Consider the following 22,590-nt stretch of genomic DNA (forward strand, 5'->3'; position numbering starts at 1 on the left):
CCGCAGTCTGGCGCCGACGCGTCGGTCCGCACCGGAGGATGCGCGGCGCCGCCTGACCGGGCCCCTCGTCGCCCTGCTGCTGACCGCCGGCCTCGCGGTCGTCACCGTGAGCGTGGTGCAGGGCGGCCCGAGCGCGCGGCTCGACGACCTGGTCTACGGCCTCACACCGGGTCGCGGCAACGGGCCGGYCGTCCCTGACCTGCTCGCTCTCGGCATCGTCCGCCTCGCGACCCCGGCGATGGCGGTCGTGGCCGTCATCGCGGTCGTCGCGGCGCTCTCCGGCCGCATCGGCGTGCGGGGGCCACTCGTCCTGGCGGCCCCTGCCCTCGCCGTGCTCACCGTCGCCGTGCTGCTCGGCAAGGCGGTCATCCCGCGAGTCGCGCCCGGATACGGCCAGGTCGTCACCGACAACGGGTCCTACCCGTCCGGCCACACCGCCACCGCGCTGATCTGCGCCGGAGTCCTGGCCGAGCTCGTCTCCCGGCTTCATCCCGCGCGCCGCACACGGGCGTGGCTCGCCGCGGGAGCGTGGACCCTGCTGGTCGCCGCGGCGCTCCTGTGGGAGCACTTCCACTGGCTCAGCGACGTCGTCGGCTCGATGTTCCTCGGCGCGCTCACCCTGTGGCTGCTGCTGCGGTGGCCGCTGCGGCTCGGCGAGCGTGTCGCCCCGCGGAGCCGGCGCGGCGACCGGTCGTCAGCCCGTTAGGGTTGGCGACATGTGTGGAATCGCTGGCTACCACGGGTTCGAGACGGACGAGGCGCTCCTGCGGCGGATGAACGACTGCCAGGTGCACCGGGGCCCGGACGGCGACGGCATCTTCGTCGACGGACTCGCGGGCCTCGCCCACCGGCGTCTCTCGATCATCGACGTCGCGCACGGCCAGCAGCCGATGCAGACCAAGGACGGCCGCTACACCATCGCCTACAACGGTGAGGTCTACAACTACCTCGACCTGCGGGCCGAGCTCGAGGGCCTCGGTCACGCGTTCGAGACCGACAGCGACACCGAGGTCGTCCTCGAGGCCTTCGCCGCGTGGGGCGCCGACGCGTTCGACCGGTTCAACGGCATGTTCGGACTCGCCATCTGGGACTCGGAGACGCAGGCCCTGACCCTTGCGCGCGACCACTTCGGCATCAAGCCGGTGTACGTCTGCCGGGTCCCCGGTGCCGGCCCGGACGGCGCCGACGCCTGGCTCTACGCCAGCGAGATCAAGCCGATCCTGGCCAGCGGCCACTACGACAAGCGCCCCAACGACCGCACCATCTACCGCTACCTGCGCTTCCGCATCCACGAGGACGGCCGGGAGACCTTCTTCGACGGCATCGAGCGCCTCGAGGCGGGCGAGATGATGACGATCTCGGCCGCGGGGGTCGAGCGACGCCCCTTCACGCGCCTGAAGGAGGAGCTCGCCGAGCTCGCCACCGAGCAGCGCCCCTACGACGACCGGGCGGCGGCGGAGTACAAGTCCCGCCTCGTCGAGGCCGTACGCCTGCGCCTGCAGTCCGAGGTCCCCGTCGGCACCTCCCTCTCCGGTGGTCTCGACAGCTCCGCCGTGGCGGTCATCATCAACCGCCTCATCAACGACGGCGACGCGACCACAGAGTCGGTGGGCACGCGCCAGAACACCTTCTCGGCCGTCTTCCCCAACTCCGTCAACGACGAGGAGCGCTACGTCGACGACGTCCTCGACATCTGCCGCGGGCACGTCGCCGGCCACAAGATCAAGCCGACGCCCTCCGAGTTCAAGGAGGACCTCGTCGACTTCGTGCGCACGCAGGAGGAGCCGCTCATCAGCAGCGGGCCCTACGCGCAGTACCAGGTCATGCGCGAGGCGACCAAGCACGTCACGGTCCTGCTCGACGGCCAGGGCGCCGACGAGATGATGGCCGGCTACATCCCCTACTACTTCGTCTACCTCCGCCAGCTGCGCGAGCAGGGGGCCCTCAAGGCCGCCGCCGAGCTGAGCAAGTCGCTCGACGTGCTCTACCGGCTCGGCAGGTTCAAGCTCAAGGCCAAGCTGCGCGGACGCAAGGGCGTGCCCACGACGTCGCTGCTCGGGCGCGACTTCGTCGCGGCACACACGGGCGAGCGCTACGCCACCGAGGGGAGCAACCTCAAGAAGCGCCTCATCGAGGACCTCTTCGTCGGCTCGCTGCCGTCCCTGCTGCGCTACGAGGACAAGAACACGATGCGGTTCTCCCTCGAGGGACGCGTGCCGTTCCTCGACAAGGAGGTCGTGAAGTTCATCTTCAGCCTCTCGGACGAGGCGATCATCAAGGACGGCTGGAACAAGCGGGTCCTGCGCGACGCCACCCGTGACCTGCTGCCCGAGTCGATCAACCGGCGCCGCAACAAGATCGGCTTCACCACCCCGCAGGGCGAGTGGTTCATGCGCCTGAAGAACCACCTCTACGGCATCTTCCTGTCCGAGTCGTTCGCGAACCGTCCGTACTTCGACCAGACCGCGGTGCTGCACGCCTTCGAGGGCTGGATCAAGGGCACCAACGACGTCGACTCCATGACGTTCTGGCGCCTGCTCAACCTCGAGCTGTGGCTGCAGGAGTTCTTCGACGACAAGCCGGAGGAGGCTCCGGCCCCCCGCGTCAAGACCGACTACGAGGCCAACGCGCGCAAGCAGCTGGACCTCGTGACGACGGACGGCACGGCCGTGCGCCGCTACCCGCTGCGCACCGAGCTCTACGCCCGCGAGGACGACCTCGACGCCAAGACGCTGGGCTACATCGACAGGTTCTTCGCCGGGCTGCCCGACGCCGGCGCCGAGCACGCCGGCGCGACGACGGGCAAGTGGTACTTCTTCATCTCGGAGAAGATCGTCGCCATCACGCAGGGCCGCTCGTACTTCATCTGGGACATCAAGGTCTCGCGCCCGGCGCGGGTCCTCTCGCGCTACGTCACCCGGACGCCCGCGGGGATCGGGCTCGGCTCGCCCTTCACCATGCAGCTCGCCATCGAGGAGGTTGGGCTGCCCCGGGTGCTCTACGCCTCTGCCGGCGGCGCGGTCGGCAAGGTCCTCGGTCGCAAGGGCCTCTTCTACGAGCTCGTCGGCAACGACATCAGCGCCATCGACGGGCCGACCGAGTACTCCGTCTACCCGGCCAACGTGTCGGCGAAGCTCGCGCCCAAGGACCCGGACGAGGTCGCCGCGCGCCTCTCCGCGGCGATCCGGGCTCGCGTACCCGAGGCCTACCGGAGCACGTTCGGCGGCACGATCGTCATGGACGCCAACGACATCGGCCGCAACGTCCTCGGCATGGACGCGCCCGGTCCCAAGGGGCGCTACGAGGCGATGTTCGCCGACAACCCCCTGGGTCAGGGGTCCGAGCAGACCCCCATGGCCGTCGTCTTCGAGATGCCCACTGCCTGAAACATCTCCGCCSGGGCGGAGTTGTGATGGTGATCTGGCCGGTTCTGGCCGCRCCAACTCCGCCGGGGCGGRGTTGTGACGGCGTATGCCGTCCGCCCGGGTGACGCGTCCGCGCGTCAGCTCTCGATGAGCGAGTCGCGCACCTGCCGGGGCAGGACCTTGCCGATCTGCGACCGGGGCAGCTCGTCGACGACGACGACGCGCCTCGGCACCTTGTAGGCGGCGAGGTTCGACCGGCAGCGGGCGCGCAGGTCCTCGACGTCGAGCTCGACGCCTGGCTCGGTCGTGACCGCGGCCACGACCTCCTCGCTGCCGTCGGCCTTGGGCAGGCCGACCACGGCGGCATCGGTGACGCCTGGGGTGGTGCGCACCACGGCCTCGACCTCCGACGGCATGACGTTGAAACCACCGGTGATGATGAGCTCCTTGATGCGGTCGACCACCGAGACGAAACCGTCGGCGTCGACGGACACGATGTCTCCGGTGCGGAACCAGCCACCGTCGAGCAGGGATGCTGCTGTCTCCTCGGGCTTGCCCCAGTAGCCGCCGAAGACCTGCGGCCCGCGGATGAGCAGCTCGCCGCGTTCGCCCGGGTCCCGGTCGCGGGTCGGGTCGTCAGGGTCGACGACGCGGATGTCGGTGCTCGGGAAGGGGACGCCCACCGCGCCCGGCCGACGGTCGAGACCGATCGGGTTGCCGATAGCCACAGGTGAGGTCTCGGTGAGACCGTAACCCTCGACGAGCAGGCCGCCGGTCACGTCTTCCCAGAGCTCGAGGGTCTCGCGCGGCAGCGCCATGGCGCCGGAGATCGCGAACCTCGTTGCCGTCAGGTCGATCCCGCGCTCACGGGCGGCTGTGGCAAGCCGCTGGTAGATCGGTGGGACAGCCGGCAGGAACGTCGGCGGGTGCTTCTTCGCGGCCGCGAGCACGAGGTCGACGTCGAACCTCGGGAAGAGGACGAGCCGCGCTCCCGTGCTCATGGCGAAGGTCAGGCAGAGGGTCAGGCCGTAGGCGTGGAACATCGGCAGCACCGCGTAGACGACCTCGTGCCCGGGGCGCAGGCCGGGCACCCAGGCGCGGCCCTGCGCGGCGTTGGCCACGAGGTTGCGGTGGCTCAGCATGGCGCCCTTCGGGACGCCGGTCGTGCCGCTCGTGTACTGGATCGCCGCGAGGTCGTCGACGGCAGGACGGGGCACCGAGGAGTCGAGGGGACCGTGCCCGAGCAGGTCGGGCCACGGTGTCGTGCCGGGCGCCGGGCCCGTGAGCTGGGCTCGCAGCTCCCGCGCGCGGCGCAGGGGGAGCCGCAGGGCCACCCGTTTCGTCCACGGCATCGAGGCCGGCAGGTCCACGGCGACGACGTGCTCGACCCCCGGCAGTCCGGCCACCGTGGCGGCGACCTTGTCCCAGGCCACCGCGACGGTTGCTCCGTGGTCGCCGAACTGGTGGGCCATCTCCGTCGGCGTGTAGAGCGGGTTGTGCTCGACGACGACCGCACCGAGCCGGAGCACCGCGTAGAACGCGACGATGTGCTCGGGGCAGTTCGGCAGCACGAGGGCCACCCGGTCGCCGGTGCGGACGCCGAGGCGGCGCAGGCCCTCGGCCGCGAGCTCACCCGACGTCCGAGCTCGGCGTAGGTCAGCTCGGCGCCGAAGAACTCGAGGGCCGGCCGCGACCCGTAGGCCTCCACGGCCCCGGCCAGCAGGTCGACGAGCGAGGTGCCGGGCGGCTCGATCTCGGCAGGCACCCCCTCGGCGTAGTGGGCCACCCACGTGTGCTCCAGTCCCTCCGTCATTCGAGCGTCCTCCCGGTGTGCTGCCGCGCCGCGCGGCACGTCCAGTATGTCGGTGGCTCCCGCGGGTCAGCCGGGCGCGTGGCGCCGTCCGCGCGCGCTCGTGGGGGACCAGCTCGCTCTCGAGCCGGTCGAGGAGCGCACGCGCCGGGCGGAGGCGGCAGTTGCGCGTGTGCAGCCCGTCGGCGACCGTGCGGATCTGCTCGACCGCGGCGACGGGTGAGCGGCCGCGCCACCAGGTCACACCGTCATTCTCCGCCGCGCCGAACACGGCGACCGCCGATCGGACGGTTCTAACAACCAGCCCGAACGGCATACGCCATCCCCCAGACCCGCCTCCCAACCGTCGAGAGGCCACGTATGGCCGCCTCCCAACCGTCGAGAGGCCACGAGTCTGCGTCAGGCGAGCCCGTCGAAGACGTCCCGCCGGATGGGGTCGCCGGGCCGGGCCGCGCGGTCGACGAACCACTCGCGCCCGAAGACGAGGTCGTAGAGCGGGCGCGGGATGCGCAGGAAGGCGGCCAGGGTGCGGTCGGCGCCACCGTCGGCGGTCGCCTGCGACACGTGGGCGCGCATCGAGGCGCGCTTGGCGGCGATGTGGCGGCGCACGCTGATCCGATGCGTGATCTCGCTGCGGGCCGAGAAGGCGCGGTCGAAGCTCGACCGGTCGAACTCGGGCGGGAAGCGGTAGACCCTGGCGGCGAGGTCGATGGCGCGGCAGATCGTGTCGCGCGGCACGGTGGCCTCGAGGACCTTCGGCGTGCCGGCGAGCTCGGCTGCGCGGCGGCCGACCCGGTGCACCTGCTGGTGGTCGGGGTGGCCGTAGCCGCCGTTGGGCTCGTAGTGGAGCAGCACGTCCACGTGCTCCTCGCGCAGGATCGCGGCCAGCCGCTGGGCGGCCTCCTCGACGTCGGCGCGCACGAACCGGGTCGTGCCGGGCGGGTCGGGGGCGACCTCGGGTCCGAGACCGCTGTCGGCGTAACCGAGGTGCTCGACCCGGGCCACGCCGAGGGCCCTGGCGCTCGCGCGCAGCTCGTCCATCCGGGTCGCGGCGAGGGTGCCTGTGTCGGTGAACTCGCTCGAGGCGAGACCGAGCTCGCCGTCCGTCGCGACGACGACGACGACCCGGTGGCCCTCCGCGGCAGCGCGCGCCATCGTCCCCGAGGTCAGCAGGGCCTCGTCGTCGGGATGCGCGTGGAAGGCCAGGAGCGTGTGCGGCACAGTCACCCATCTTGGCCCATGGCACAGTGTCTTCCGTGAAGGTGGCCCTCCTGTCCGACTGTTACCTGCCCCGGCTGGGCGGGATCGAGGTCCAGACGCACGACCTGGCCCAGCACCTGCAGGCAGCCGGCCACGAGGTCGAGGTGTTCACCGCGACACGGGGTGCCGACGGCGAGATGCACGGGACCCTGACCGTCGTCGACGGCGTGCCGGTGCACCGGTTGGCCGCCCGGATGCCGTGGGAGCTGCCGATCAACCCGTTCGCGCCCGCGGAGCTGCGCCGTCGGCTCGTCGAAGGCGGCTTCGACGTCGCGCACGTCCAGACCGGGGTCGTCTCGCCGTTCGCCTGGGACAGCACGCGGGTCACGGTGGGTCTGGGGTTGCCGACGGCGATGACATGGCACTGCATGCTCGCGGGGGTGGCGCCGGTCTTCCGGGCGGCCCGGTTCGTGCGCCGGTGGGCGGCGCGCGGCGTGGCCATGTCGGCCGTGTCCGACGTTGCCGCCGAGCCGCTGCGCCGGCTCGTTGGGTCGGGCGTCTCGGTCGGGGTGCTGCCCAACGGAATCGACGTCGCCCGGTGGGCCGTGGGTCCGGTCGTCCGCGAGCCGGGTCCGCTGCGCCTCGTCACGGCCATGCGCCTCGCGCCCCGCAAGCGACCGGCCGCTCTCGTGGAGCTCGTGGCCGAGGCCGCGCGGGCGGCCGGACCCGGCTCCGTGTCGTTGACCGTGCTGGGGGAGGGGCCCGACCGCCGCAAGGTGGAGGCCCTCGTGCGCGAGCACCGCCTCGACTGGGTGTCGCTGCCGGGGCGGGTGCCTCGCGACGAGCTGCGCCAGTTGTATGCCGCCGCCGACGTCTACCTGTCACCCGCTCGTCTCGAGTCGTTCGGGATCGCATCTCTCGAGGCGCGGACCGTCGGGCTTCCGGTCATCGGCCGATCCGGTTCTGGCGTCGGTGAGTTCGTGACAGATGGCGTGAACGGGCTTGTCGTGTCGAGCGACTCGCAGATGTCGTCGGCCATCGTTCGCCTGGCCAAGGATCCTGGAGAGGTCGCGCGGATGAGGGCTTGGAACACCACCCACCCGCCGGAGCAGGAGTGGTCTCACGTCGCGTCCCTCGCCGTGGCGGAGTACGAACGCGCACTGGGTCTGGTCCGCCGATGAGGACGAACGTGCCCGGCGGCCTGGTCGTCGTGGCGCTCGACGCGGACGACCGGCGCGTGGTCGAGGTGCGCCTGGGCCACGGCGATCATCCGGAGGTCGTCCTCGGAGCGGCGGGGTGGGCCATCGAGTCGCCGTTCTTCGCGACGATGCGCGACGACGGAACGCTCGAGCTGGGCTACCGCGTGCGCGAGCTGGACGGCATACGTCCTCGGCACGAAGGCGCTGCCCGTGACGCGGGCGTCGGCGACGGGGAGGTCGGCGAGCCCTACCAGCGCGTCGCGGCATACGCCGTCGTGACGAGCGCTCGAGGGCTGCTGCTGACCCAGTTCAACACCCAGACCCACGTGGCGGGCGACTGGGGCCTGCCCGGTGGCGGCCTGGACGAGGGTGAGACGCCCGTCGACGGCGTCCACCGCGAGGTGTGGGAGGAGACAGGGCAGCACGTCGAGCTCGGCGGGCTTCTCACGGTCCAGTCGCACCACTGGGTCGGGCGCTCGCCCTCGGGCACGCTCGAGGACTTCCACGCGGTGCGCATCGTCTATGAAGCGACGTGTCCGGACCCGCGGGACGTCGTGATCCACGACGTCGGCGGCACGACCTCCGACGCCCGCTGGGTGCCGGTGCAGGACCTCGGCGACTACCCGCTCGCCTCGTCGTGGCGCCGCCTCGACGCCCTGATCGACCTCGCAGCCGGAGAGGGCAGCGCGGGCGGCACGCACGACGCTTCGTAGGATGTCGGCCATGGACTTCGTCTACAACCTCATCGTCGCGCTCCACCTGCTCGGCATGGCCGCGATCGTGGGCGGCTGGATCGCCGTCCGCAGCGGCCGGACCGTGATCGCGCCGATCGTGTGGGGTGCGCGGGCGCAGCTCCTGACGGGTCTGGCCCTCGTCGGCATCGCCTCGGCGATCAAGGACGACGAGCACACGGTCAACAACGCCAAGATCGCGGTCAAGCTCGTCATCGCGCTCGGTGTGGTGGCTGCCGCCGAGATCGGTGCTACCCGTGGTCGCAGGGGCAAGGACACCGGCAACCTGCTCGACGCCGCTGGTGGCGGCGCGGTCGTCAACGTGCTCGTCGCCGCGATCTGGTGACGTCGCCCGTGATCTGGGTCGTCGACTGAGATGCGTTGGGACGCAGGCGTTCTCGCGGGTCTGCTCATCGGCCTCGTCTGGCTCGTCGCGGGGCTGACCCTGGTGGTCGTGGGTCGGCGACGGCGCCGGGTGTCACGCGCTGACGGTGCCGGCAACATGGCCATCATCGGCGTCTTCCTGCTCGTCGTCGCCGCCCTCACGTGGTTCGCGACGCTCCTGCTGGCCGTCGTCCCCGGCTGACCTGATCGACGGCGGTCACCCACCCGTTCGGTCGGCTGTGGATGACCGCAGCGCAGGCCGCCCGGCATCGGCCGCGCTGCCGCGATGGACATCATCACGGCGATGCGGCGGCGCGGCGGTGTGCGACCCACGCCGAGCTGAGGAGTGCGGTCGGTCGAACCGCTCTCGACGAGGCCCTCCGCTGCGGTGCCATTCGCCGGGTGGCGCGCGGTCGCTGGCTGCGACTCGTCGTCGAGGGCGACAGCCACGAGTTCCACACGAGTGAGCGGGCCATCGACGCCGACTGCTGGCGCTATGACGAGCTCGTCCTCGACGACTGGCTCGTCATCCGGGTGTCGTGGGTATGCCGGGTGCCTCAGATCCGCTCGAAGGCGAGGTCGCCGCCCACCCAGGTCTGGAGCACCACGGTGTCGCGGATGTCGGCCGGCGAGGACTGCTCGAGCGCCCACAGGTCGCGGTCGACTGCGACGAGGTCGGCGAGCTGACCTGGCACGAGGCGGCCGACGTCGGTGCGCCCGACCGACTCGTGCGCAGCGACGGTGAAGGCGTGGACGGCCTCGGTGAGGGTGACCCGTTCCTCGGGCCGCCACCCGCCGATCGGCTGCCCGTCGGCCCGCTGCCTCGTCACGGCGGCGTGGAGCCCGAAGAACGGGTTCGGGTCCTCGACCGGTGCGTCCGAGCCGAAGGCCACGCGGACGCGGGCGTCGAGGAAGCTGCGCCAGGCATACGAAGCGAGCCGGCGCGGGCCGATGATCTCGTCGGCGAGCTCGAGGTCGGCCGTGCAGTGGGTCGGCTGCATCGAGGCGACGACGTCGAGCGCCCGGAACCGGGGGATGTCGACGGGCCGCACGTGCTGCGCGTGCTCGATGCGGAGCAGGCTGTCGAGTCCCTCGCCGCGGACCGCCTCGAATACGTCGAGGACGAGACGGTTCGCCTCGTCGCCGATGGCGTGGGTGACGACGTCGAGGCCGGATCGGGCTGCGAGCAGGGTGCGTTCGAGGAGCACGTCGTAGGGCATCGCGGCGATGCCACAGCCCTCGTGGCCGATGAACGGCTCGGTCATGTGGGCCGTGTGCGAGCCGAGCGCGCCGTCGCTGAAGAACTTGACCGGGCCGACGCGGAAGACGTCGTCGCCCTGGCCCGAGCGGCGGCCCTCGGCGATCGCGAGCTCGAGGTCGGGGTCGCGCGTGCACTTGGTGACGCGCAGCCGCAGGAGGCCGTCGGCGTGCAGGTCGGCGTAGGCCGCCCGCGCGTCCTCACCGTCGATGTCGGTGATGCTCGTCAGGCCGACCGACAGCAGCCAGTCCTGGCAGCGCTCGAGCCACGGCCGCAGCGGCGACTCCTCGCGGGGGATYGCGTCGAGCAGCTCCTGGGCCGACTCCCGCAGGATGCCGGTCGGCTCTCCCGACGCGTCGCGCGCGATCTCGCCACCCACCGGGTCCGGGGTCTCACGCGTGACGCCCGCGAGGCGCAGGGCAAGGGAGTTGGCCCAGATGGTGTGGCCGTCGACGCTCGACAGCGCGGCCACCCGGTCGCCGGACACGGAGTCGAGGGCATGGCGGTCGGGCTGCTCCGGGTCCGCCCAGCGGTTGTGGTTCCAGCGTCCGCTGTGCAGCCACTCGCCCTCGGGCAGTCCCTCCGCGTGGGTGCGGACGAGCTCGAGCGTCTCCTCCAGCGATCGTGCCTCGCGCAGGTCGACGGACGACAGGTCCCGCGAGAGCCACTCGGTGTGGATGTGGGCGTCGTGCAGGCCGGGCATGACGAGGGCGCCGGGCAGCTCGACGACCTCGACGCCGCCACCACCGTAAGCCGCCGCGCCCGCCTTGACGGCCTCGGCACCGACGGCGACGACACGTCCGTCCTCGACGAGCAGCGCGTCGGTCCAGGGGTTCTCGGCGTCACCGGTCCAGATGCGGTCGTGCCGGAAGAGCGTGCGGCTCATGCGGTGGGCACCAGGATGAGCTTGCCCGTCGTCCGCCGCCCCTCGAGGGCCTCGTAGGCCGCCGCGGCCTCGGCGAGCGGGTAGCGGCCGCCGATGGCGATCTTGAGCGACCCGTCGGCGACGGCGCCGAGCACCTCGCCGGCCCGCCACTCGTACTCCTCGCGCTCGGCGACGTAGTGGGCGAGCGTCGGGCGCGTCAGGAAGAGCGAGCCGCTGCTGTTGAGCCGCTGGATGTCGAAGGGCGGCACCTGCCCGCTCGCCCCGCCGAAGAGGACCATCGTGCCGCGCGGTCGCAACGACGCGAGCGAGGCGTCGAACGTCGACCTGCCGACCCCGTCGTAGGCGACGTCGACACCGCGCCCGGCGGCCTCGCGCACGGCGGCCGCCAGGTCGTCGACCGTGGAGTAGTTGATGAGGTGCTGGGCCCCGAGCGCCCTTGCGATCTCGAGCTTCTCGTCGGACCCGGCCGTCGCGACGACGACGCCGCCGCGGGCCGTGACCATCTGGACGAGGAGCTGCCCGACCCCACCGGCCGCGGCGTGCACGAGGGCGACGTCACCCGGGCCGACGGCATACGTGCTCGTGACGAGGTAGTGCGCGGTGAGGCCCTGGAGCATGGCGGCGGCGGCGACCTCGAGGTCGACACCGTCGGGCACGGGGACGACGAGGCGCGCGGGCTTGTTGACGACCGTGGACTCGCTGCCGGACGCCTGGCACCACGCGACCCGGTCCCCGACAGCCACGCCGGAGACCCCCGGACCGACGGCGGTGACGGTGCCGGCGCCCTCCTCGCCGAGGACGAACGGCGTCGGGACGGGGTAGACGCCCTGGCGCTTGTAGACGTCGATGAAGTTGACGCCGGCGGCGGCCACCTCGACCTGCACCTCGCCCTCGCCGGGATCGGGGAGGTCGTGGTCGCGGACCTGCAGGACGGTGCCGTCACCGGGCTCGGAGACGAAGACGCTGGTCGCTCGGTTCATGCTCGCCACCCTACGACCGACGACGCTTCCGCTTCCGCTAGGTGGGCCCAGCGGCACCGATGCGCACCAGGAGTGCCACCTCGTCCTCGAGGGCCGACAGCAGGGCCTCGGGATCCGGCAGGACGGACTCGTCGGCCATGATCCCGATGCGGACGGCGTCGTCGTAGGTGACGATGCAGAACCCCACCGTGTGCCGCCCCGAACCGGGGACCCAGCCCAGCACCCCCGTCACCGGCACCCCCGCGAGATGGCGGAGCTCCCTGGGCCCGGCGACGTTCGTCGTGACACCGATGGCCTTGTTGGCGAAGAAGTCCACCACGCGGCGCTCGATGCCGGCGGGGAAGCGGCCGATGGTGGAGATCAGGGCGAAGGTGAGCGCGGACTCGGGGGAGGCCTTGAGCCAGTCCATCCGGGCCTTGGACAGCGCGAGTCGACCGAGCGGCGTGGCGTCGCGGCTCGGGAAGCGGAGGAAGACGAGGGCGAAGCGGTTGCCCAGCTCGCGCGGCAGCGGCGCGTCGAGCGGGCGGACGTTGACCGGCACCATCGTCGCGAGGTCGACGGGGGTGCGGCCGTGCTCGTCCTGGTAGGCGTGCAGGGCGCCCGCGACGGCGCTCATGAGCACGTCGTTGAGGGTGGCGCCGACGAGCCTGCCGACCTGCTTGAGACCCGGGAGCGGCAGCGGCTGGGTCCACACGAGACGCTTGCGCTGCCCGGGCACGCCACCGACCGCGCTGGCCGGGTTCGTCGTGAGCAGCAGGTCGGAGACGACCTGTCCGGTCCGGAGGGTGAGGCCGGCCGCGTCGGTCACGGCAGCTCGGGCGCCCTTGGCGCGCAGCTGATCCCACCCCGATCGAGCGGAGGCCAGCACGAGGCGGACGCCGGAGCCGATGGCCCCCGAGGACGCGTCGGCGCCGAGGGGCATGGTCGGGAGGTCGGTGGCCGCCGGCGGTCCGACGAGGTCTCCCGGCACCCCGTCGGCGTCCTCGGTCAGGCCGAGCAGCACTCGGGTCAGGGCGATCCCGTCGGCGAGCGCGTGGTGGATGCGGAAGACGAGGGCGGCCCCCGACCCGTGCCCGTCGACGAGGTGGACCTCCCAGAGCGGACGCGACCGGTCGAACGGGTGCGGCAGGTGCTCCTCGATGTAGGCCTGCAGCTCGGTATCGGCCTCGGCAGCAGTTCCCTTGCCGGAGAGGGTCGCTCGGCGCACGTGCCGTGCGAGGTGGAAGTCCGGGTCGTCCTCCCAGCGGTAGCGGCCGAGGGTGCGTCCGGGTCGTCTCGGCCGCTGGCTGAAGACGGGGTAGGGCTCGAGGATCCGGGTGCGCATCAGGTCGAGGACACGGTCCCAGTCGGGCACCGACTCGAGCAGCACGACCGACACGATGACCATGAGGTTGGTCGGCCGGTCCATGTTGAGCCACAGGACGTCGGCCGAGCCCATCCGGCGGGGCGGGCGCGTCACCGCATCGCCGCCAGCTGCGGCAGGGCGTCCCCGTCGACGCGGAAGGTGATCCAGTCGTCGAGCGAGCGGGCGCCGTGGGCGCGATAGAAGTCGATCGAGGGCGTGTTCCAGTCGAGCACATTCCACTCGAGCCGGGTCCAGCCGCGCTCGACGCACAGCTGCGCGAGGCGGGCGAGCAGGGCCTTGCCGAGGCCGTGGCCGCGCTGGTCGGGCTCGACGAAGAGGTCCTCGAGCCAGATCCCAGCCTGGCCGGTCCACGTCGAGAAGCTCCGGAACCAGATCGCCATCGCGACGACCGCGCCCTCCCGCACCCCCACGAGGGCGTATGCCGTGGGGTCGCCGTGAGCAGGGAACAGCGCCTCCCGGAACTGGTCGGGTGTCGCAATGGCGGCGTCCGGCTCCTTCTCGTAGGCCGCCAGCTCCCGGACGAGGCGGATGAGGTCGGGCACGTCGGCGACCGAGGCCGACCGGATCTCGAAGTCGCTCACGCGCCCATCCTCTCCCGGCGCGACCGGCTGTGCGTCGTGGTCCGGGGCTGTGGGTGGTTCGACGTAGGCTGGACCGATCATGAGCACGCTCTTCGACGACCTCCCCATCCCCGGTTTCGAGCACGGTCAGGGCGCCGCTGGCGGCTCCGGACCCACCGCCCGCACCGGGCGCGGTGGGGACGTCACCGAGCAGGGCGTCCCGACGTGGGCAGAGGCCGCAGCGCGCGGCGGCGTCGACACGGCGCCGCAGGGCCGCGCCGACCTCGACCCGGCCGTGCTGCTCGAGGGGCTCAACCCGGAGCAGCGCGAGGCGGTCGTCCACGAGGGCACCCCGCTGCTCATCGTCGCCGGCGCGGGTTCGGGCAAGACCCGCGTGCTGACCCACCGCATCGCCTGGCTGCTCGGCGAGCGTGGCGCGCAGCCGGGCCAGATCCTCGCCATCACCTTCACCAACAAGGCGGCGGCCGAGATGCGCGAGCGCGTCGCGGCGCTCGTCGGCCCCCGCGCCCGCGCCATGTGGGTCATGACCTTCCACTCCGCGTGCGTGCGCATCCTGCGGCGCGAGGCGGCCAAGGTCGGGATGAAGTCGACCTTCTCGATCTACGACGCCGCCGACAGCCAGCGCCTCATGAGCCTCGTGCTGCGCGACCTCGACCTCGACCCGAAGCGCTACCCGCCGCGCGGCTTCTCGGCGCAGGTCAGCAACCTCAAGAACGACCTCATCGACGAGGAGACCTACGCCTCGCAGGTCACCGAGGGCAACCACTACGAGCGCACCGTCTCCGACGCCTACACGCAGTACCAGCGCCGCCTGCGCCAGGCCAACGCCCTCGACTTCGACGACATCATCATGATGACGGTCAACGTCCTGCAGGCCTTCCCCGACGTCGCGGAGTACTACCGCCGTCGCTTCCGGCACGTGCTCGTCGACGAGTACCAGGACACCAACCAGGCGCAGTACCAGCTCATCAAGGAGCTCGTCGGCGAGGTCAAGGGACCCGAGGGGGCCTATGCCGTCCCGCCGGCCGAGCTGTGCGTCGTCGGCGACTCCGACCAGTCGATCTACGCCTTCCGCGGCGCGACGATCCGCAACATCCTCGAGTTCGAGAACGACTACCCCGACGCCCGCACCATCCTGCTCGAGCAGAACTACCGCTCGACGCAGCGCATCCTGCGCGCCGCCAACTCCGTCATCGCCCGCAACGAGGCGCGCCGCGCCAAGAACCTCTGGACCGACTCCGGTGACGGGCCGATGATCACCGGCTAYGTCGGCGACAACGAGCACGACGAGGCGGCCTTCATCGCCAAGGAGATCGACGACCTCGCCGACAAGGGCGTCAAGCCCGGCGACGTCGCGGTCTTCTACCGCACCAACGCGCAGAGCCGGGCCATCGAGGAGGTGCTCGTGCGGGTCGGCCTCCCCTACAAGGTGGTCGGCGGCACCCGCTTCTACGAGCGGCGCGAGGTCAAGGACGCCCTGGCCTACCTCCGCGTCGTGTCCAACCCCACCGACACGGTCAACCTGCGCCGCATCCTCAACACGCCCAAGCGCGGCATCGGCGACCGCGCCGAGGCCTGCGTGGCGGCCCTCGCCGAGCGCGAGCGCATCCCGTTCGTCGCGGCGCTCGGCCGCGCCGAGGACGCTCCGGGCATCGCGACCCGCTCGGTTGCCGCCATCAACGGCTTCACCGCGCTGCTGGAGAAGCTCCGCACCTCCTACGAGGCCGACGACAGCGTCGCGGCCCTGCTCGAGATGACGCTCGAGGAGAGCGGCTACCTCGCCGAGCTCCGAGCGAGCCACGACCCGCAGGACGAGACCCGCGTCGAGAACCTCGCCGAGCTCGTCGCCGTCGCGCAGGAGTACGACGACCGCCGCGCCACCGAGCTCCAGGAGTCCGGCGGCGAGCTGGCGCCGGGCGTCGAGCCCGAGGACGTCGGCCCCGCAGGTGCGCTCGAAGAGTTTCTCGAGCAGGTCTCGCTCGTCGCCGACGCCGACGAGATCCCGGACGAGCCGGAGGCCAAGGCGCAGGGCGTCGTCACCCTGATGACGCTGCACACGGCCAAGGGCCTCGAGTTCCCCGTCGTCTTCCTCACCGGCCTCGAGGACGGCACCTTCCCGCACATGCGCGCGCTCGGTGACCCCAAGGAGCTCGAGGAGGAGCGTCGTCTCGCCTACGTCGGCATCACGCGGGCCCGCGAGCGGCTCTACCTCTCGCGCGCTGCCGTCCGGTCCGCGTGGGGAGCGCCGCAGTACAACCCGCCGTCGCGCTTCCTCGACGAGATCCCCGGCGACCTGCTCGACTGGCAGCGCCTCGGCCCGTCGTTCAGCGGTGCCCGCGGCTCCGACCGCCCCGCCGTTGCGACGCTGGCGGCCCGTCCCGGGGTGCGCAGCGCCGGCAAGCGCCCCGTCATCGCGCTCCAGTCAGGCGACCGCGTCACGCACGACTCGTTCGGCCTGGGCACCGTGGTCCGCGTCGAGGGCGACGGCGACAAGTCGATGGCCCACGTCGACTTCGGCGCCGACACGGGGACCAAGCGACTCCTGCTGCGCTACGCCCCGCTCGTCAAGCTCTGAGGCCCGCCCCCACGAGGGGGACGGGCCTCGTGTCGCAATGGGCGTCGGTCAGAGGGTGACGCCCCGCGCGGCGAGCCACGTGGTGGGGACGACGGCACTGCCGTCGCCGGGGTGGATCTCGAGGTGCACGTGCGGGCCGGTCGAGTGGCCGGTGCTGCCGCTGAAGGCGATCTGCTGTCCGGGGGAGACCTGGTCGCCGACGGCGACGAGGAGGCGGCTGTTGTGCGCCATCCAGGAGACGGTGCCGTCCCAGTAGCGGATCTTGACGAAGTTGCCGTAGCCCTCGGTGGACCATCCGGCGAAGACCACGGTGCCGCTCGAGAGCGCGTGGACCGGGCTGCCGACCGGGCAGGCGAGGTCCTGGGCCGGGTGCATCTTGCCCCAGCGCATGCCGAAGCCGGAGGTGAGCGTGTAGCCGGCGACGGGGGAGACCCAGCGGTGGGCCTGGGCGACCGCGCGGGCGGCCGCGTCGCGCTTGGCCTGGGCGGCGGCAGCCGCGGCTTGGGCCTGGGCGGCAGTCTGGGCCGCAGTCTGGGCCGCGCTCCGGCTCGCGCCAATGATGAGGGTCTTGGCGTCCCGCGCCATGTCGCGCGAGGAGCGGGAGCCGGTGCGGTTCGCCGCCGCAGCTACGGCGGCGGAGTCTTCGGTGACACCGAGTGCGGCCGAGTTCGACACGTTCTTCATGGCAGCCGCCTGGGGCAGCTCGCTCGCGCCGGCGTCACGGGCGACGAGGCTGCCGGCGACGGTCGCGGAGAACAGCGCCAGGGGGACGACGAACTGTCGGCCCCGCGCAGGCTTGGCTGCCGGCCGGTGCCGGCCGGAGTATCGGGTTTTGGGCACGAAAGACTTACCTATCGGTCACAGAAGGGAGAGCGGTCAGCGTAACGTGACCATTTCGTGATCCAAAATCAGCCACGTCCCTGGCCGTTCGGCGTCGCGGTGGAGGGACGCGACTGGGCACGACCCTAGGACATCCGCACGGCCGCGCACCCAGGTGATCCACACGCGGGCCTGCCGCCCAGACGTCCGGCCGACTCGGGTCCGCGGCAGAGGGCGTCAGCGCGACGCCGAGGCGCGACCCGCGGCACCCTCGCGGGGCGGCTTCGTCGCGGGGCCGGAGCGCCGACTGCCCAGGGAGCTGACTCCGGGGGTGACCGTCGCGCCCGAGGTGTCGAGGTGGGCCAGCGCGGTGGAGATGCCGTGCACCACGCTGCTCGTGATCGGCAGGCTCATGTGTCCGACGCCGTGCAGGGCGATGTTGTGCACGTTGAGGTCGGCGTGGTGCAGCGCGGCATTGTGCTGGGGGATGACGACCTGGTCGAGGTCGGACCAGTAGACGAGGAAGCGCGTCTGGCACTCCTTGACCGGGGCGGCGAGCTCGTCCATGAGGGCGCTGCCCGGGCGGAGCTGGCGGGTCAGCCCGTTGTTCCACGTGTAGGCGAGGTAGCTGCCCTGGTGCGGGGTGCCGAGCGTGACGAGGGTGTGCACGTGCTGGTCGCCGCCGAGGCGCGTCACGTAGTAGCGCGCGATGAGCCCACCCATCGAGTGCCCGATGACGTGGATGCGCTCGTAGCCGGTCTCCTCGACGATCCGCTCGACCTCGGCGCCGAGGGCGGCGGCCGCTGCCCGCACGTCGCCGGTGAAGATGGAGTAGTTGATCGTCTCGATGCGGCCGAAGCCGCGGCGCACGAGGCCGCGGCGCAGGACGGTGAAGATCGAGCGGTTGTCGACCATGCCGTGCACAAGCAGGATCGGGGTCTCGGCCGCCTCGACGTTCTGGATCGCGAGACCGCGCTGGCTGGGGGGCAGGTGCCCGAGCCGGTAGCCCTGACGCCGGTCGCTCGCGCGGGAACCGAACAGTCCGAGGGGGTAGAGGCCGAGGTGCAGCCCTATCCAGGACGCCTCGAGGGCGGCGCCGGCGAGCCCGGTGGGCGTCAGCAGCGCACCGGCGACCTCCCCGACGGCCGCGACGAAGGCCCTGGGGCCCTTCTGCGCGGCACCCGTGGAGGTGCGTGCCTGCCGCGGCGTCGTCGCCGCTCGTGCTGCCATTGCCACCTGCTGAACGTACCCCGACGGGTGGGCGATGCATCACCATCGCGCGTCGCGTCTCAGGGGGCTGGCTAGAGTGCCGGGCATGAGTGAGTCCGCTGGCGCCGAGGCCGTTGCCGTTCCTGTTGACGAGACCGCGCGCGACGTGGGCGGCCCGGGTTCCGTGTCGACCGACGTCATCCGGGTCGTCGTGGCCAAGCCGGGCCTCGACGGGCACGACCGCGGCGCCAAGGTCGTCGCGCGGGCGCTGCGCGACGCCGGCATGGAGGTCATCTACACCGGTCTGCACCAGACGCCCGAGCAGATCGTGGAGGCGGCCATCCAGGAGGACGCCGACGTCGTCGGGCTCTCGGTCCTCTCCGGGGCGCACCTGACCCTCTTCGCCCGTGTCGTCGAGCTGCTCGCCGAGCGTGACGCGAGCGACATCGTCGTCTTCGGCGGCGGCATCATCCCCGACGACGACATCGCCGCGCTCGAGAAGCTCGGCGTCGCCAAGGTCTTCACGCCCGGCGCGACGACGATGGAGATCGTCGGCTGGGTCCGCGAGCACGTCCACGCCTCCTGAAGGACCGGTCGGTGGGCGAGACGACGGTGTGATCTTCGTCCGGTCGGGCGCACCCGATGCCGCCGCCACCCGCCCCAGCCACTAGAGTCCGAGCGACAGCCTGATTCGGTTGCGCCACGGCGCAGGGCCCGTCCGAGCGCGAGCACGGGAGACCCGGGACGCCGCAGCGACGCGATCGACGACGACACGAATCGACGACGAGGACGGACCCCACCCGTGGATCTCTTCGAGTACCAAGCCCGCGACATGTTCGAGAAGCACGGGGTGCCCGTGCTGGCCGGCGCCATCGCCACCACCCCCGAGGAGGCCCGAGCGGCCGCCGAGCAGATCGGGCCGAAGTCGGGCGGTGTCACCGTCGTCAAGGCGCAGGTGAAGACCGGCGGCCGCGGCAAGGCCGGCGGCGTCAAGGTCACCAAGAGCCCCGACGAGGCGCAGGCCGCGGCCGAGGCGATCCTCGGGATGGACATCAAGGGCCACACCGTCGGCACCGTGATGATCGCCCAGGGCGCCCGCATCGCCGAGGAGTACTACTTCTCGGTCCTGCTCGACCGGGCCAACCGCACCTACCTCGCCATGTGCTCCAAGGAGGGCGGCATGGAGATCGAGCAGCTCGCCGTCGAGCGTCCCGACGCCCTCGCGCGCGTCACCGTCGACCCCAACACGGGCATCGACGGGGCCAAGGCCCAGGAGATCGTCGACGCCGCCGGCTTCGACGACGCCGACAAGGCCGCGATCGCCGACGTCCTGCAGAAGCTGTGGACCGTCTACCGCGACGAGGACGCGACGCTCGTCGAGGTCAACCCGCTCGTCAAGACCGAGGACGGCGACATCGTCGCCCTCGACGGCAAGGTGACGCTCGACGAGAACGCCGGCTTCCGCCACGCCGACCACGAGGCCCTCGAGGACACGGCGCAGGCGGACCCGCTCGAGGCCGCCGCCAAGGAGAAGAACCTCAACTACGTCAAGCTCGACGGCTCCGTCGGCATCATCGGCAACGGCGCGGGCCTCGTCATGAGCACGCTCGACGTCGTCGCGTACGCCGGTGAGCAGTTCGGCGGCCAGAAGCCGGCGAACTTCCTCGACATCGGTGGCGGCGCCAGCGCCGAGGTCATGGCCAACGGCCTGCACATCATCCTCTCGGACCCGCAGGTCAAGAGCGTCTTCGTCAACGTCTTCGGCGGCATCACGTCCTGCGACGCCGTCGCCAACGGCATCGTCGGCGCCCTCGACGCGCTCGGTGACGAGGAGGACCGCCCGCTCGTCGTGCGCCTCGACGGCAACAACGTCGAGGAGGGTCGTCGCATCCTGCAGGAGCGCAACCACCCGCTCGTGACGATCGAGCCGACGATGGACGGCGCCGCGCGCCGCGCCGCCGAGCTCGCCGCCCGGCCCGCCAACTGACCACCGAGCCAAGAGAAGCGAGAACGAAACCATGGCTATCTTCCTCAACGCCGACTCGAAGGTCATCGTCCAGGGCATGACCGGCTCCGAGGGCATGAAGCACACCCAGCGCATGCTCAAGTCCGGCACCGACATCGTCGGCGGCGTCAACCCCCGCAAGGCCGGCACGACCGTCGACTTCGAGGGCGGCGTCTCCGTCCCCGTCTACGGCACGGTCAAGGAGGCCATCGAGGCCACCGGCGCCAACGTGTCGGTGATCTTCGTCCCGGCCCAGTTCACCAAGGCCGCCGCGGTCGAGGCGATCGACGCCGCCATCCCGCTCGCGGTCGTCATCACCGAGGGCGTCGCGGTCAAGGACACCGCGGAGTTCTACAACTACGCCAAGGAGCAGGGCACGACGCGCATCGTCGGCCCGAACTGCCCCGGCCTCATCACCCCCGGGGTCAGCAACGCCGGCATCATCCCGGCCGACATCTCCGGCACCGGCCGCATCGGACTCGTCTCCAAGTCGGGCACGCTGACCTACCAGATGATGTACGAGCTGCGGGACTTCGGCTTCAGCTCCGCCGTCGGCATCGGCGGCGACCCGATCATCGGCACGACGCACATCGACTGCCTCGAGGCGTTCCAGAACGACCCCGACACCGACGCGATCGTCATGATCGGCGAGATCGGCGGCGACGCCGAGGAGCGCGCGGCGGCCTACATCAAGGAGCACGTGACGAAGCCGGTCGTCGGCTACGTCGCCGGCTTCACCGCCCCCGAGGGCAAGACGATGGGTCACGCCGGCGCCATCGTCTCCGGCTCGTCGGGCACGGCGCAGGCCAAGAAGGAGGCCCTCGAGGCCGCCGGCGTCAAGGTCGGCAMGACGCCGTCCGAGACCGCCGACCTCATGCGCGAGATCATGCAGGGCATCGCCAAGTAGTCTGCGCGACAAGCGTTTCAAGCGGGCGGTCACCTTCGGGTGGCCGCCCGCTCGCCGTTTCCGGTGACACCGGCGTGGGCGCTCGCTCCGAGGCGAGGATCTTGTGACCATGGGGATGAACCACCGGACCGCAGCGCAGGAGTGAGACCACTGGCCCCGCCGAGCACGACCACCACCCCCGCTGCGACGACGACCACGTCGGTGAGCCCTGCGACGGCCATGCCGGCCTCGCTCCGGGCCGGCGCCCTCGCGGCGATCGGGACGTGGTCGGTCGTCGTGCTGCCCGCCCTCATCGGCTGGGTCGCGGCGCCGGAGACGTCGGTCGGCTGGTTCTCGGCCGTGTCGGTCGCGAGCGCGATCTGGTTCCTCGGGCACGGCCAGYCGGTCGGCGCCGGCGCCGTGTCGCTCTCCGTGACCCCGCTGCTGCTCCTGCTCGTCTTCGTCTACATCGACGTCCGCTGGGCCCGGCGTCTGGCGGCGACGGAGCGACTGCGCGTCGGAGCGGGCGCCTGGAGCCGGGTCGCCCAGTGGGGTGTGGTTCCGGGGTTCGTCCTCGGCTACGGACTCGTGTCGGCGGTCCTGGCGCTCTTCACGCTCGGTGGCCCCGCCACGCCCGGTGTCGCGGCCGTTCTCGGGTCGCTCCTCGTCCCGCTCGCGGCGCTCGGTTTCGTCCTGCTCCGTCCCGACGACGACACGGCACCGGCGTTCGTCCGCTCGTGGTTCCGGAGGGGACCGACCTGGCTGCCGTCGGTGTGGCGCGCCGGGTGGCGCGGGGCGGGCCAGCTGCTCGCGCTCGGGCTCGTCGTGGTCGTCCTGCGCGTCGTCGTGTCGTGGTCGACGATTGCCGACGTCCAGGACCAGTACGCCGCCAACGTCGGGGCCCTCGCCGTCATCGCCCTCGCCCAGCTCGCCCTCCTCGGCAACGCGGCCACGTGGGCCCTGTCGTTCCTGTCCGGTCCCGGCTTCCAGGTCGCGCTGGGCTCCACGATCACGCCCGCCGGCGCCCAGCCGGGGATGCTGCCGCTCGTGCCGGTGCTCGGCGCCCTGCCGCAGGCCGCCGACTACCCGGCGATCCTGTATGCCGTGGTGCTGGCTCCCGTGCTCCTCGGCGTCTGGCTCGGGCGCCGGGTCGACGCCGAGCTCGAGTTCTTCGGCAACGTGCGCGCCCGGTTGACCGCCACCGCGGTCACGGCGCTCCTGGCGGTCGCCGTCGTCGTCGTGGTGACGGCCCTCGGCAACGGGGCCGTGGGGGGCGACCGGCTCTCTGCCGTCGGCGCGCCCCTCGGGCCGTTCGCGGCCGCCCTCACGGTCGAGG

Annotated in this window: 19 protein-coding genes and 1 pseudogene; 12 read left to right on the top strand and 8 right to left on the bottom strand. The window is 71.9% G+C overall.

Features of this window, described 5'->3' with window-relative positions; all coding sequences use genetic code 11:
- Both AC1DP0_RS02925 and asnB read left to right on the top strand, forming a co-directional pair.
- A partial coding sequence (locus tag AC1DP0_RS02925; protein WP_478082396.1) for a phosphatase PAP2 family protein occupies positions 1–706 on the top strand: 706 nt, incomplete at its 5' end.
- 10 nt (positions 707–716) lie between these two features.
- Positions 717–3,386, top strand: a complete 2,670-nt coding sequence (asnB, locus tag AC1DP0_RS02930; RefSeq protein WP_478082397.1) for an asparagine synthase (glutamine-hydrolyzing) — start codon at positions 717–719, stop codon at positions 3,384–3,386.
- 116 nt (positions 3,387–3,502) lie between these two features.
- Here the strand turns inward: asnB and AC1DP0_RS02935 are convergent.
- A pseudogene (locus AC1DP0_RS02935) lies at positions 3,503–5,178 on the bottom strand (long-chain-fatty-acid--CoA ligase).
- A 52-nt stretch (positions 5,179–5,230) separates the two neighbouring features.
- Here AC1DP0_RS02935 and AC1DP0_RS02940 point away from each other — a divergent pair.
- Positions 5,231–5,398 carry a hypothetical protein gene (locus AC1DP0_RS02940; RefSeq protein WP_478082398.1) on the top strand — a complete coding sequence of 56 codons (168 nt, stop codon included), beginning with the start codon at positions 5,231–5,233 and terminating at the stop codon, positions 5,396–5,398.
- Between the two features lie 176 nt (positions 5,399–5,574).
- On the opposite strand, the gene AC1DP0_RS02945 is transcribed toward AC1DP0_RS02940, so the two are convergent.
- Positions 5,575–6,396, bottom strand: a complete 822-nt coding sequence (locus tag AC1DP0_RS02945) for a PIG-L deacetylase family protein (protein WP_478082399.1) — start codon at positions 6,394–6,396, stop codon at positions 5,575–5,577.
- A 35-nt stretch (positions 6,397–6,431) separates the two neighbouring features.
- On the opposite strand from AC1DP0_RS02945, the gene AC1DP0_RS02950 reads away from it, so the two are divergent.
- Genes AC1DP0_RS02950 through AC1DP0_RS02965 form a run of 4 tightly spaced genes read left to right on the top strand, consistent with a single transcriptional unit; the run spans position 6,432 to position 8,891 of the window.
- Positions 6,432–7,556, top strand: coding sequence for a glycosyltransferase family 4 protein (locus AC1DP0_RS02950; protein ID WP_478082400.1), 1,125 nt, complete (start codon positions 6,432–6,434; stop codon positions 7,554–7,556).
- Positions 7,553–8,287 (top strand): NUDIX hydrolase, encoded by a 735-nt coding sequence (locus AC1DP0_RS02955; protein WP_478082401.1) that lies wholly within the window; start codon positions 7,553–7,555, stop codon positions 8,285–8,287. The genes AC1DP0_RS02950 and AC1DP0_RS02955 overlap by 4 nt, the downstream gene beginning before the upstream one ends.
- Before the next feature lie 10 nt (positions 8,288–8,297).
- Positions 8,298–8,651, top strand: a complete 354-nt coding sequence (locus AC1DP0_RS02960; RefSeq protein WP_478082402.1) for a hypothetical protein — start codon at positions 8,298–8,300, stop codon at positions 8,649–8,651.
- A 30-nt stretch (positions 8,652–8,681) separates the two neighbouring features.
- Positions 8,682–8,891, top strand: a complete 210-nt coding sequence (locus AC1DP0_RS02965) for a hypothetical protein (protein ID WP_478082403.1) — start codon at positions 8,682–8,684, stop codon at positions 8,889–8,891.
- A gap of 355 nt (positions 8,892–9,246) precedes the next feature.
- On the opposite strand, the gene AC1DP0_RS02970 is transcribed toward AC1DP0_RS02965, so the two are convergent.
- The 4 genes from AC1DP0_RS02970 to AC1DP0_RS02985 are packed head-to-tail and all read right to left on the bottom strand — an operon-like array spanning position 9,247 to position 13,760.
- On the bottom strand, positions 9,247–10,833 hold the full coding sequence (locus AC1DP0_RS02970; protein WP_478082404.1) for an amidohydrolase: 1,587 nt from the start codon (positions 10,831–10,833) through the stop codon (positions 9,247–9,249).
- Positions 10,830–11,813: a quinone oxidoreductase family protein gene (locus tag AC1DP0_RS02975; protein WP_478082405.1), complete on the bottom strand. Its 984-nt coding sequence runs from the start codon at positions 11,811–11,813 to the stop codon at positions 10,830–10,832. The genes AC1DP0_RS02970 and AC1DP0_RS02975 overlap by 4 nt, the downstream gene beginning before the upstream one ends.
- Positions 11,814–11,850: 37 nt before the next feature.
- Positions 11,851–13,272 carry a wax ester/triacylglycerol synthase domain-containing protein gene (locus AC1DP0_RS02980; RefSeq protein WP_478082406.1) on the bottom strand — a complete coding sequence of 474 codons (1,422 nt, stop codon included), beginning with the start codon at positions 13,270–13,272 and terminating at the stop codon, positions 11,851–11,853.
- Positions 13,269–13,760 (bottom strand): N-acetyltransferase family protein, encoded by a 492-nt coding sequence (locus tag AC1DP0_RS02985; RefSeq protein WP_478082407.1) that lies wholly within the window; start codon positions 13,758–13,760, stop codon positions 13,269–13,271. Before AC1DP0_RS02985 ends, AC1DP0_RS02980 begins: the two co-directional genes overlap by 4 nt.
- A gap of 79 nt (positions 13,761–13,839) precedes the next feature.
- Between AC1DP0_RS02985 and pcrA the strand changes: the two genes are divergently transcribed.
- The gene (gene pcrA / locus AC1DP0_RS02990; RefSeq protein WP_478082408.1) at positions 13,840–16,335 is read left to right on the top strand and encodes a DNA helicase PcrA; all 2,496 of its coding nucleotides are present in this window, start codon (positions 13,840–13,842) and stop codon (positions 16,333–16,335) included.
- Positions 16,336–16,383: 48 nt separating this feature from the next.
- Here pcrA and AC1DP0_RS02995 read toward each other — a convergent pair whose 3' ends face one another.
- Entirely contained in the window at positions 16,384–17,175 is a 792-nt protein-coding gene (locus AC1DP0_RS02995; protein ID WP_478082409.1) for a M23 family metallopeptidase, read from the bottom strand.
- Between the two features lie 216 nt (positions 17,176–17,391).
- Entirely contained in the window at positions 17,392–18,384 is a 993-nt protein-coding gene (locus AC1DP0_RS03000) for an esterase/lipase family protein (protein WP_478082410.1), read from the bottom strand.
- 85 nt (positions 18,385–18,469) lie between these two features.
- Between AC1DP0_RS03000 and AC1DP0_RS03005 the strand changes: the two genes are divergently transcribed.
- The 4 genes from AC1DP0_RS03005 to AC1DP0_RS03020 form a co-directional block, all read left to right on the top strand.
- Positions 18,470–18,949, top strand: coding sequence for a cobalamin B12-binding domain-containing protein (locus tag AC1DP0_RS03005; protein ID WP_478082411.1), 480 nt, complete (start codon positions 18,470–18,472; stop codon positions 18,947–18,949).
- Between the two features lie 216 nt (positions 18,950–19,165).
- On the top strand, positions 19,166–20,350 hold the full coding sequence (gene sucC / locus AC1DP0_RS03010) for an ADP-forming succinate--CoA ligase subunit beta (RefSeq protein ID WP_478082412.1): 1,185 nt from the start codon (positions 19,166–19,168) through the stop codon (positions 20,348–20,350).
- A gap of 31 nt (positions 20,351–20,381) precedes the next feature.
- Positions 20,382–21,275 carry a succinate--CoA ligase subunit alpha gene (gene sucD, locus AC1DP0_RS03015; protein WP_478082413.1) on the top strand — a complete coding sequence of 298 codons (894 nt, stop codon included), beginning with the start codon at positions 20,382–20,384 and terminating at the stop codon, positions 21,273–21,275.
- A 201-nt stretch (positions 21,276–21,476) separates the two neighbouring features.
- Positions 21,477–22,590, top strand: a 1,114-nt coding sequence (locus tag AC1DP0_RS03020; RefSeq protein WP_478082414.1) for a cell division protein PerM, incomplete at its 3' end; no start/stop codon positions are given.

The organism is Terrabacter sp. P5_B1, from assembly GCF_056400505.1.

What these genes read in the sequence shown, in the direction of transcription:
- asnB (WP_478082397.1), top strand. Translation starts at nt 717, where the DNA reads ATGTGTGGAATCGCTGGCTACCACGGGTTCGAGACGGACGAGGCGCTC.
- AC1DP0_RS02955 (WP_478082401.1), top strand. Translation starts at nt 7,553, where the DNA reads ATGAGGACGAACGTGCCCGGCGGCCTGGTCGTCGTGGCGCTCGACGCG.
- AC1DP0_RS02960 (WP_478082402.1), top strand. Translation starts at nt 8,298, where the DNA reads ATGGACTTCGTCTACAACCTCATCGTCGCGCTCCACCTGCTCGGCATG.
- AC1DP0_RS02965 (WP_478082403.1), top strand. Translation starts at nt 8,682, where the DNA reads ATGCGTTGGGACGCAGGCGTTCTCGCGGGTCTGCTCATCGGCCTCGTC.
- AC1DP0_RS02975 (WP_478082405.1), bottom strand. Translation starts at nt 11,813, where the DNA reads ATGAACCGAGCGACCAGCGTCTTCGTCTCCGAGCCCGGTGACGGCACC.
- AC1DP0_RS03000 (WP_478082410.1), bottom strand. Translation starts at nt 18,384, where the DNA reads ATGGCAGCACGAGCGGCGACGACGCCGCGGCAGGCACGCACCTCCACG.
- AC1DP0_RS03005 (WP_478082411.1), top strand. Translation starts at nt 18,470, where the DNA reads ATGAGTGAGTCCGCTGGCGCCGAGGCCGTTGCCGTTCCTGTTGACGAG.